The following is an 8,943-nucleotide window of genomic DNA, read 5'->3' on the forward strand; positions in this document are numbered from 1 at the left end:
ATGACAATGCAGGTTAACGTCACCACAAAGGTGAACAGTCAGTCTATTCGCCGTGAAACGTATAACGGGCGCGAACATCTGGTTCTCCCCAGCTATACGCTGCCGGCGAACGTAGTAATGAACGGTGGTCTTTACCCCGCATCAGAAATCGACGCGCACTATCAGGGGCTGGAAGGCACTCTGGCACCATTGGGTCACCCAACGGTCAATGGTCAGTTTGTATCAGCTTTCTCTCCTGAGGGAATCAACGTAGGCCACATCGGCGCATGGAACCGCAACGTGAAGAAATCCGGCAATCGGGTTTATGCGGAGAAATGGGTTGATGTTCAGGTTGCCAATCAGAGTGAGGGTGGGCGTGAACTTCTGGAGCGCGTTGCAGCGATTGAGCGCGGCGATGATGTACCACCCATTCATACCAGCGTTGCAGTATTTCTCGACCAGCTTGAGGCAAGCGAGCAACAGAAGGCTCAGGGCATTGAATGGGTTGCCAAAATCAACGCAATGGACCATGACGCCATCCTCCTTCATGAAGTCGGTGCGGCACAGCCAGAGCAGGGCGTTGGTCTGATGGTTAACGCTGACCAGGCAAAGTCCATCAAAACCAACTCTGGCGCACTGGTAGGCGAGTCCTACCGCGAACGTGAACGCCGCCTTGAGAAAGCTGCCCGCGACAAATTTGCGACCGGGCCTGACGATTACGCATGGATTGCTGACTTTACCGATTCACAGGCGATTGTCATCCGTAACGGCGGTGATGCACAGGTGTACGGGTATACCAGTGATGGCGGGCAGATCACCTTTGACGAAACAGGCACCAAAGTGGCGCGCCAGGAGTCATGGGTCGCAATTGTAGCCAACAAATTCAAATCTCTTTTCACACCGCAGGACGCTCCTGCAACAAACCACAAAACGGAGGGCGACATGCCTTTAACCAAAGAAGAACTGGAACAAATCGGCAGCATGATTGGTGAGGCTGTGGCTACCAATACGGAGAAGGCAATTAAGCCGCTTTCCGAGAAGGTTGAAGCGCTACAGGCCAACCAGGAAAAGCTGACAGAAACCCTGACCGCCAACTCTCGCGCTGAAGAACAGACCAAGCGCGCCGCTGTGGCTGCTAAGCATGGCGAAGTCGTAGCTAACGCGCTGTCAGGCGAAGCGCTAGATGCAATGTTTAAATCCTTGGGTGAAGCCGCTCCGCTGGGTACTAACTCTGCACAGAACCAGGCAGAAACCGGCGCGCCTGATTACAAAACCTACTTTGGAGGTGCTGCGTAATGGCACGTTATCGTCGAATCAATATTGACGGTCAGTCGCTGTACAAGACCGAAACCCGAGTGGTCGCTGCTGATACCCTGCCGGGAACTGCAGTAGTCATTAATGGCGACAACGAGTTTGCACAAGCAACTGCTCTGACTGGTCGTCTCTACATCGTTGAAACCGGTTATCACCAGGGCCTGACCGTTAATGAGCCAATCCCTGCCGGTGATTCTGCCGTCGGCAACTATCTGGAGGAGGGTCGCGAACTGGCGCTACGGTGTGCTGCTGGCACCTACGCAAAAGATGACCCGATCAAGCTTGGCACTAATGGTCAGTTCACCAAAGCGAGCGCCGACACTGACTCAGTGATTGGCTACAGCCAGGATGACGTAACCATCGCCGCCAGTACTACCGATTTAATCCGCGTACGCGCTCGCGTAGGCACCGTTGCCGCAGCAGCTGGCGCTTAATCAGGAGAATAAGAATGTATTTTACCGCTGAAACACTGGCTGCTAACAGCCGACTGCGCGGACACTGGAACGAGCTGTGGGCTAACCGCAACATCTTCAATCAACAGCATGACATGATGGTTAATGCCTACCGACCAAGCATGACCGCAGAAATGCTGGCGGCTAACGCTGTTGGCGGTTTTACCCGCGAATTCTGGGCTGAGATTGATCGCCAGATCATCCAAATGCGCGATCAGGAAGATGGCATGGAAATTATCAACGACCTTCTGGCTGTCCAGACCGTACTGCCTATCGGCAAAACCGCGAAGCTCTACACCGTTTCCGGTGATATTGCTGATGACGTATCAATCAGCATCGATGGTCAGGCACCATATTCCTTCGACCACACCGAATACGGCGGCGATGGCGACCCTATTCCGGTGTTCACTGCAGGTTATGGCGTTAACTGGCGTCACGCTGCAGGCCTGAGCACTGTTGGTATTGACCTGGCGCTGGACTCGCAGGCTGCCAAGATGCGCAAGTTCCACAAAAAGCGCGTCGGGTACTACCTGAATGGCGATGACAGCATTTCTGTCGATGGCTACAAAGGTCAGGGCATCCGTAACCACCGAAACACTGCGAAGATTAACCTCGGCAGCGGCGCTGGCGGCGCGAATATCGACCTGACTACGGCCTCACCGGCTGACATGCTGGCATTCTTCGGCCCGACTGGTGCTTTTGGCCTGACTGCTCGCCGTAACAAAGTTGCTGCCTATGATGTTCTGTGGGTGAGTTCTGAGATTTGGGCAAACATGTCCAAGCCTTACCTCATCAACGTAAACTCGGGCAGCAACGCTCTGGTAAGCGGCACTGTGGCTGATGCGATCTCTCGCTTCATTCCTGCCAAGGAGATCCGCCCGACCTTCGCGCTAAGCGGCAATGAGTTCTTCGGATATCAGCGTCGCCAGGACGTAATTTCACCGCTGGTAGGCATGGCTGTAGGCGTAGTTCCGCTGCCGCGTCTGATGCCGCAGAGCAATTACAACTTCCAGATCATGTCTGCAGAAGGCTTGCAGATTAAGAAGGACGGCGAAGGCCTGTCTGGTGTGGTTTACGGCGCTAATCTGGCATAAAGGATAAATCATGGCTGATAAATACGAAGTAACCCGTCCTTGGCATGGTGTCTCTTTAGGCGAAGTGGTTGAACTGGAAAACCTGCACCCTTCGTTGAAATCTCATGTCCGTAAGCTTTCCGGTAAGGCGTCAGCAGAGCTGACTCCGGCGACCCCTGATGCATCTACCGATAAGCAGGCCCGCAAGCAGGCTATCACCAAGCGCCTTGATGATCTGGGCATTGAGTACAAAGGCAATATGGGCGTCGACAAGCTCGCAGGCCTTCTGCCAGAGGGCGAGCTGGATAAGCTTTTCCCTGCTGAGTAACAGCCGCCGCGATGGCGGTTTTTTTATGCCCTCTGCGGAGGGCTATATCTGAGGTCAGCATGATAACCACAGCACAGGCGAAGGAATACCTATCGTCGGTCGGCATCACGCTGCCCGACTTTATTCTTGACGCGCTGATTGAGCAGGTGAACAGCATTCAGGAATGTCTTGATGCTCATTACCCAGCTGCGACAGCGCTGCTAATTCAAATGTATTTGTTAGGACTGATGGGGCTGGGGCAGGGCGATCGCTATATCAGCTCTCAGACAGCCCCGTCAGGTGCCTCAAGGTCGTTTCGATATCAGTCGTTTGCGGATCGGTGGTCAGGATCTCTGTCCTTACTGCGAGGGCTTGATAAGTATGGCTGTGCAACCTCGCTGATTCCCCCAGACCCCAGTAATAAGGCTTTTGCAGGCATCTGGATAGGGAAAGGTGGATGCATGTGTAACGGTGAACGCTAATGACGTGGATATCCGTTAAAAATCGACTCCCGCGGTCATTCGAGCGCGTATGGGTACTTACTGAAACAGGTCGGCAGACCACCGGATACGTTAAATCGGATGGGGAGTGGTTTATTAACTGCCCGCGCATCCGGGAGAGTGGTGCGAAGGTGCTGCGCTGGAGGGAATAAGAATGTCAGAGTTGGCCCGCTGGTCATACACCGGCAAAGCGACGTTTTGGAAGCGACTGGAAGGCCAGAATGACTATGGTGATCCGTTGGGTTTCGCAGCTCCGGTGGTCATCGATTGCGGCTATGAAGGTGGGTTGAGCAAGCGGCTCGGCGATATTGGTTCAGAGCGAGTAATCAAAAACACCTTCTGGACGGAATTCGCCGATGCGGATATGGGGGATTACATCCTGATTGGCGTGTCTACCGAAGCAGACCCTGTTCAGGCTGGGGCTGATGAAATACTCCAATCTATAAGGGATGAAGACACGTTCGACCGCCTTATGGATGACTACGCGATAATTACCGGAGGCTGAGCATGGCTGGAAAAATCAGAGGCATAAGCCAGGCTAAGGCCAATCTTGAAAAACTCATTGCTGATGTTCAGGGAAGAAAAGCAATAAGAGCGATAAAGAGCGCGCTCATTATTGGTTCATCACAGGCATCCGTATATACGCCTATCGGTGACACCTCCACGCTCATCAATAGTCAATATCAGGAACTGGATGTAAACGGCACTCGCCTGACTGGGCGCGTTGGGTATTCAGCCAACTATGCGGTCTATGTTCACGATCCCAACATCCCACAGAAATTCCGCCGTGCAACTGCAAGGAAGGAGTTCCTTACAAAAGGGTTTGAGGATACCCGAGAGCAAATCGACCGGGTTATGAAACAGGAGTTGTCGCTATGAACCCTCCGATGCATACCCGGCTGCGTGATTATTTTGTAGGTGCCGGGCTTACCGCTGGTTTTACAACCCAACTCCTTATATGGAATGACACCGGAAACATGTCAGAGCGTTTTATGGTATTCCGCCCTAACGGCGGCTCTTCCATACGCAATGAACTAGGGGCCGAATATTACGTGTTAGTAGATGTTATCGGCGCAAAAGGAGGGAATGGATATTTAGACACTTCGGTGCAGCAAATTATCCAGCACGTGCAATCAGACCCTCTGCCAAGCAACTGTATTGGCTATATCGAAAATTTCGGCGGTATCCCCGCTCCAGTCCTAACAGCTGAAGGTCGCCTCATCTATCGGCTGCAATTCGCTATTAAATATGGTGAGTGAACTGTATAATTAACCAGTGGCTAGGCTGATCACCGAAGGCCCGGTTTCGTCGCCGGGTTGCCACACCCACCAAACGACGAGCAACTTTGACGAGGTTGTGCATGAGTATTTCGGAAGAGAAGATTTTACCTCTCGATTATTTACGAGAGTGCTTGTCTTACTGTCCAGAGTCTGGTGTGTTGACATGGAAATCTAGGCCTCTGTCCCATTTCCCTGATGGTAACGATGGTGGATTCAACAGAAGGTTTTCGAATCGAAGAGCTGGATCTGTATTGCGAGATCACCTCGCGGTCCAAATCATGGGTGCCAAGCACTATGCGCACAGATTGTGCTGGGCCTTGTACTATGGAAGCTATCCAGTTGGGTCAATCGACCATATCAATGGTGATGGATTTGATAATCGTATATCCAACCTTAGAGAGGTTACCCATCGAGGAAATACCCACAATCAGAAAACCCGCATAACTAATAAAAGCGGATGTATGGGGGTTACCATAAGGCCTGACACTGGGAAATATAGAGCAAGAATAAATACGCCAGCAGGCAGAAAGCATTTGGGTGATTTTAATTCACTTGAAGAAGCTATTTCAGCCAGAAAAGAAGCAGAAAAAAAGTACGGATATCATGAAAATCACGGTCGATAAAGGCCAAAATCACCAACTAAGGTCGCCAAATGGCGGCCTTTTTTATTACAAAAGAGGTAACTATCTATGCAAGGCTGCTCTACTGATAACAGCAAGCTTTTCGGTCGTGCCGTTGTGTTAGAGGTGGCTTTGGGCTGCCCTGATGCCGTTCCTCCGGAAAGCGAGCGAAAAGCGCTCATGGCTGGAACATCAAAGGGATTTGACTTTAGCCCAAACACTGTAACCAGCGATGCTGATGATACGAAGGGCTACGTTGAAAACATCGTAACCAACTCGGATTTCACCATCAGCTTTGAAGGTGAGGTTCGCAAGCGCGACAAGCTGGATCAATTCGGAGTTGGTAAGTTTATCAAATACTACAACGATGAAGTGAAGGCTGGCCGCCAGCCTACCATCTGGGTGTTCATGGATTATGGTCCGGTGCAATTCCAGGGTTACATGGTTATTACTGCGCTCAGCTCGGATGGTGGCAGTAATGACATTGTAACGCTATCTACCGAGTTCAAGGTTTCCGATTCGGATACGATTGATGTTCAGGAAACGCCTGATGAAGTACCTGTTACCGGCGTCACCGTATCGCCACAGACCACATCTGTAGTGGTGGGATCAACCCGGCAACTGACCGCGACTGTTTCCCCGACTGATGCGACAGACAAAACCGGCGTATGGACATCTTCCGATCCGACTAAGTTCACTATCAACAGCAGCGGCCTGATTACTGGTGTAGCGGCTGGTACCGGCACGGCAACATTTACCACCAATAACGGTGCTAAAACGGCGCAAACAGCAGTGACCGTCACCGCTTCGTAACCATTCCAAAGGGCGGTTACGGTCGCCCTTGATAATGATTATGGAGACAACATGACCCCGCTTAAAGAGATTGGTGAGTGCCTCATCAGCGTTGATGGTGAGGATTATTTCTTCCGGCCTTCATTTGTGAACATGTCACGCATTGGTGAGCCAGATGAAATCGTACAGGTGTTTTACGACCTGCACAACGATGAAGTAACCAGCCTTGTGAGTCGAGCCGTTGAGGCTTACGGATACGTTCCGCAATGGCTGATAAGCCACATCAAAAGCACCAGTTACGGCCGCAAGGCGTTTCTCGCTTCAGTGGTTGTTCTGAATGCCTGTTGTGACAAAGACGCTGGCCCGTTGACCGGCGTATTCCATCCCTCTAAAGGCAACGGACGCACATTCAAGATTCGCAAAGGCGCGCTGCCTGAATCTGACATGCTGCTGATTGCGCAGTCGCTGATAACCCATGGCGTTATCGGCAAGGCGAAAGTTCGAAAGCTCCAGCGGCATGAAAGCGGAGAGACCAGCACAGAGTTCCGCGCTGTTGATTACATCGTGGCCGCGCAGGCGCATTTCGGCATGACTGAGCAGGAAGCTGGAAATCTGACGATGACCAAGTTTCAGATGCTGCTGGCAACCAAATACCCTGAACAGAAAGGCTTTACTCGCGAAGAGTACGATCAAGTAGCAGATGATTATCTTGCCAGGAAGGCAAAGCGCCTGGCTAATTCAGCGTAGCCCACTCAGGCGGGCTTTTTGTTACTCAGGTAGCGATTTCATAACACGCTCTGTTTCACGAGCTTCGAATCTCGATGTCCAGCCACAGGAGTCACAATGGTACGGAAAATCATCAAATCCACTACCGACTTGTTTATGACAGTTGGGGCAATAAACCGCGTCGACGTATCCACCAGAGGGGTTTTTTCTAAAGGCCGCTCCCATATGCTCGACAAACTGCTCTTTTGCCCGGTAAGCCTCTATCTGCTTCGCAAGTTCTACGCATTTGGCTTCCGCCTCGGCAAGTTTTTGCTCGGTGGCAGCATGGGCTTTCTGAAGTACGTCAATCTGCTCGCCGATGAAAGCGATACGCTCGCGCAACACCTCGTTGCTTTGAACCACAGAAAGGGCTCCGAGGCCACTTTTAAGAGATGTAATAAGTAAGCCAATATCCATAATTATTTTTCCTTGCTGTGCATTTTATTTAATGTTTCAAGAAGCGCCTCTTTAAACTTTTCAGCTTCACGTGTGGCGAATTCCTCCTTGCTACTTACATTTTCGGAAACAGCATCAAGCAGAATTTGAACAATTTCGGCATTCATAGACCTCCTGTTGTTCTTTGCACGCAACCTTATCTTCTCTTTTAACTCATTGGAAACGCGGATGTTTATCTGCGGCTCTTCTCTAGACATGATGCCTCCGTGGTGTAACCGTAATACTACCCTTGCATCACAGTCCTCACAATGGTATAACGGTTATATCAAATTGATATGGAGGTAGTATGATAGTTCCGTCAGATGCGCCTAAGTACAACCTGCGGATTCCCGCAGAGATTAAAGAGATTATCGAGAAATCAGCTAAAGATGAGGGAAGGTCGGTAAATAGCGAAATTGCAAAGAGGTTAATGGATAGCTTGAAACGTGATGGATTACTTTAACCCGAAATGTTGAAGCCCCAACTACTTGCGATAGTCAGGGCTTCGGATGTTAGTCAATCTTGAGGAAAAACCAACATGACAAGTATAGCGATTCTTGAAGCAGTTAACACCTCTTACGTTCCGTTTAACGGTCAGCAGATCGTTACCGCCATGTCGGCAGGTGTTGCGTATGTGGCTATGAAGCCTATCGTGGAAAACCTTGGGATGAGCTGGTCAACTCAGGTTCGTAAACTGACTGCCGATAAAGGTAAATTCAACTGTGTTCATATGAACATGGTTGCGACAGACAGCAAGTTGCGCAATGTTTTGTGCCTTCCCCTTAAGAAACTCAACGGCTGGCTGTTCAGTATCAACCCTGAGAAAGTGCGTGCGGACATTCGTGACAAGCTAATTCAATACCAGGAAGAATGCTTTACAGTCTTGCACGACTACTGGACAAAAGGGGAAGCTAAGAATCCTCGCAAGAAAACAACCGCCGAAGAGCGCACCCCACTGCGTGACGCTGTGAACATGCTGGTTGGCAAGAAAGGACTGCGTTATGACGATGCATACAATATGGTTCATCAGCGGTTTAACATCGACAGCATTGATGAGCTGGAGATTGACCAAATTCCCCTGGCGGTAGAGTACATTCATCGTATTGTTCTTGATGGCGAGTTCTTGGGCAAAGAAACTGGAGTTGAAGAAGGTTTCAAAGTTAGCCTTCCTCACGAAGGTCGCTGGCTGGTCTACTTCCAAAATGGCTCGCCCCAGTTGATGAATATCAGCGGGCACAATTGCATACAGGACCAGTACATTCGAGACATGCGCAGGGATGTTATGCAGTTGGTGGATGTGTTGATGGAGTTCTCTGGCAGAGCGCTCATCATGACTGGCGATGAAAGCCCGTCACGGCTTAAATATCCTCTTATTAAGCATTAGTGCTGCAATGATTAATCAAGCCCGCCCCGGCGGGTTTTTTGC

15 protein-coding genes are annotated in these 8,943 nt (G+C 50.6%); 13 read left to right on the forward strand and 2 right to left on the reverse strand.

Going from position 1 to position 8,943, the window contains the following annotated elements; translation table 11 throughout:
• The 11 genes from CSK29544_RS11450 (at window position 1) to CSK29544_RS11500 (ending at window position 7,064) form a co-directional block, all read left to right on the forward strand.
• Window positions 1-1,275 (forward strand): hypothetical protein, encoded by a 1,275-nt coding sequence (locus CSK29544_RS11450; protein ID WP_029039652.1) that lies wholly within the window; start codon window positions 1-3, stop codon window positions 1,273-1,275.
• Window positions 1,275-1,727: a gp53 minor capsid family protein gene (locus CSK29544_RS11455; protein ID WP_029039653.1), complete on the forward strand. Its 453-nt coding sequence runs from the start codon at window positions 1,275-1,277 to the stop codon at window positions 1,725-1,727. Before CSK29544_RS11450 ends, CSK29544_RS11455 begins: the two co-directional genes overlap by 1 nt.
• A 14-nt stretch (window positions 1,728-1,741) precedes the next feature.
• The gene (locus tag CSK29544_RS11460) at window positions 1,742-2,839 is read left to right on the forward strand and encodes a major capsid protein (RefSeq protein WP_029039654.1); all 1,098 of its coding nucleotides are present in this window, start codon (window positions 1,742-1,744) and stop codon (window positions 2,837-2,839) included.
• Between the two features lie 10 nt (window positions 2,840-2,849).
• A complete protein-coding gene (locus CSK29544_RS11465) occupies window positions 2,850-3,146 on the forward strand; it encodes a hypothetical protein (protein ID WP_029039655.1) in 297 nt (98 codons plus the stop codon).
• A gap of 59 nt (window positions 3,147-3,205) precedes the next feature.
• Window positions 3,206-3,607 carry a DUF7370 family protein gene (locus CSK29544_RS11470; RefSeq protein ID WP_029039656.1) on the forward strand — a complete coding sequence of 134 codons (402 nt, stop codon included), beginning with the start codon at window positions 3,206-3,208 and terminating at the stop codon, window positions 3,605-3,607.
• Between the two features lie 172 nt (window positions 3,608-3,779).
• Window positions 3,780-4,130, forward strand: coding sequence for a hypothetical protein (locus CSK29544_RS11475; protein ID WP_029039657.1), 351 nt, complete (start codon window positions 3,780-3,782; stop codon window positions 4,128-4,130).
• 2 nt (window positions 4,131-4,132) lie between these two features.
• The gene (locus tag CSK29544_RS11480) at window positions 4,133-4,504 is read left to right on the forward strand and encodes a hypothetical protein (RefSeq protein WP_029039658.1); all 372 of its coding nucleotides are present in this window, start codon (window positions 4,133-4,135) and stop codon (window positions 4,502-4,504) included.
• Complete coding sequence (locus CSK29544_RS11485; protein ID WP_029039659.1) at window positions 4,501-4,884, forward strand: phage tail termination protein; 384 nt, start codon at window positions 4,501-4,503, stop codon at window positions 4,882-4,884. Before CSK29544_RS11480 ends, CSK29544_RS11485 begins: the two co-directional genes overlap by 4 nt.
• A 101-nt stretch (window positions 4,885-4,985) precedes the next feature.
• Window positions 4,986-5,528, forward strand: coding sequence for an HNH endonuclease signature motif containing protein (locus tag CSK29544_RS22850; protein WP_029039660.1), 543 nt, complete (start codon window positions 4,986-4,988; stop codon window positions 5,526-5,528).
• Window positions 5,529-5,594: 66 nt separating this feature from the next.
• Complete coding sequence (locus CSK29544_RS11495; protein WP_029039661.1) at window positions 5,595-6,338, forward strand: Ig-like domain-containing protein; 744 nt, start codon at window positions 5,595-5,597, stop codon at window positions 6,336-6,338.
• 51 nt (window positions 6,339-6,389) lie between these two features.
• Window positions 6,390-7,064, forward strand: coding sequence for a DUF6246 family protein (locus CSK29544_RS11500; protein ID WP_029039662.1), 675 nt, complete (start codon window positions 6,390-6,392; stop codon window positions 7,062-7,064).
• A 21-nt stretch (window positions 7,065-7,085) separates the two neighbouring features.
• Here CSK29544_RS11500 and CSK29544_RS22855 read toward each other — a convergent pair whose 3' ends face one another.
• Window positions 7,086-7,499 (reverse strand): hypothetical protein, encoded by a 414-nt coding sequence (locus CSK29544_RS22855; protein ID WP_071844246.1) that lies wholly within the window; start codon window positions 7,497-7,499, stop codon window positions 7,086-7,088.
• Between the two features lie 2 nt (window positions 7,500-7,501).
• The gene (locus CSK29544_RS11510; RefSeq protein WP_029039664.1) at window positions 7,502-7,735 is read right to left on the reverse strand and encodes an Arc family DNA-binding protein; all 234 of its coding nucleotides are present in this window, start codon (window positions 7,733-7,735) and stop codon (window positions 7,502-7,504) included.
• An 89-nt stretch (window positions 7,736-7,824) separates the two neighbouring features.
• Here CSK29544_RS11510 and CSK29544_RS11515 point away from each other — a divergent pair, with 89 nt between their 5' ends.
• Both CSK29544_RS11515 and CSK29544_RS11520 read left to right on the forward strand, forming a co-directional pair.
• Window positions 7,825-7,980 carry an Arc family DNA-binding protein gene (locus CSK29544_RS11515; protein WP_029039665.1) on the forward strand — a complete coding sequence of 52 codons (156 nt, stop codon included), beginning with the start codon at window positions 7,825-7,827 and terminating at the stop codon, window positions 7,978-7,980.
• 75 nt (window positions 7,981-8,055) lie between these two features.
• Window positions 8,056-8,901 (forward strand): phage antirepressor N-terminal domain-containing protein, encoded by an 846-nt coding sequence (locus CSK29544_RS11520; RefSeq protein ID WP_046623027.1) that lies wholly within the window; start codon window positions 8,056-8,058, stop codon window positions 8,899-8,901.
• The last annotated feature ends 42 nt before the right edge of the window (window positions 8,902-8,943 follow it).

Source organism: Cronobacter sakazakii, assembly GCF_000982825.1.
In the GTDB taxonomy this organism is placed as follows: domain Bacteria; phylum Pseudomonadota; class Gammaproteobacteria; order Enterobacterales; family Enterobacteriaceae; genus Cronobacter; species Cronobacter sakazakii.

Bases quoted from the DNA above. Each gene is read 5' to 3' on its own strand.
- CSK29544_RS11500 (WP_029039662.1), top strand. From the start codon at position 6,390: ATGACCCCGCTTAAAGAGATTGGTGAGTGCCTCATCAGCGTTGATGGT.
- CSK29544_RS11455 (WP_029039653.1), top strand. From the start codon at position 1,275: ATGGCACGTTATCGTCGAATCAATATTGACGGTCAGTCGCTGTACAAG.
- CSK29544_RS11510 (WP_029039664.1), bottom strand. From the start codon at position 7,735: ATGTCTAGAGAAGAGCCGCAGATAAACATCCGCGTTTCCAATGAGTTA.
- CSK29544_RS11465 (WP_029039655.1), top strand. From the start codon at position 2,850: ATGGCTGATAAATACGAAGTAACCCGTCCTTGGCATGGTGTCTCTTTA.
- CSK29544_RS11480 (WP_029039658.1), top strand. From the start codon at position 4,133: ATGGCTGGAAAAATCAGAGGCATAAGCCAGGCTAAGGCCAATCTTGAA.
- CSK29544_RS11460 (WP_029039654.1), top strand. From the start codon at position 1,742: ATGTATTTTACCGCTGAAACACTGGCTGCTAACAGCCGACTGCGCGGA.
- CSK29544_RS11515 (WP_029039665.1), top strand. From the start codon at position 7,825: ATGATAGTTCCGTCAGATGCGCCTAAGTACAACCTGCGGATTCCCGCA.
- CSK29544_RS11495 (WP_029039661.1), top strand. From the start codon at position 5,595: ATGCAAGGCTGCTCTACTGATAACAGCAAGCTTTTCGGTCGTGCCGTT.
- CSK29544_RS22855 (WP_071844246.1), bottom strand. From the start codon at position 7,499: ATGGATATTGGCTTACTTATTACATCTCTTAAAAGTGGCCTCGGAGCC.
- CSK29544_RS11470 (WP_029039656.1), top strand. From the start codon at position 3,206: ATGATAACCACAGCACAGGCGAAGGAATACCTATCGTCGGTCGGCATC.
- CSK29544_RS22850 (WP_029039660.1), top strand. From the start codon at position 4,986: ATGAGTATTTCGGAAGAGAAGATTTTACCTCTCGATTATTTACGAGAG.
- CSK29544_RS11485 (WP_029039659.1), top strand. From the start codon at position 4,501: ATGAACCCTCCGATGCATACCCGGCTGCGTGATTATTTTGTAGGTGCC.
- CSK29544_RS11475 (WP_029039657.1), top strand. From the start codon at position 3,780: ATGTCAGAGTTGGCCCGCTGGTCATACACCGGCAAAGCGACGTTTTGG.
- CSK29544_RS11450 (WP_029039652.1), top strand. From the start codon at position 1: ATGACAATGCAGGTTAACGTCACCACAAAGGTGAACAGTCAGTCTATT.
- CSK29544_RS11520 (WP_046623027.1), top strand. From the start codon at position 8,056: ATGACAAGTATAGCGATTCTTGAAGCAGTTAACACCTCTTACGTTCCG.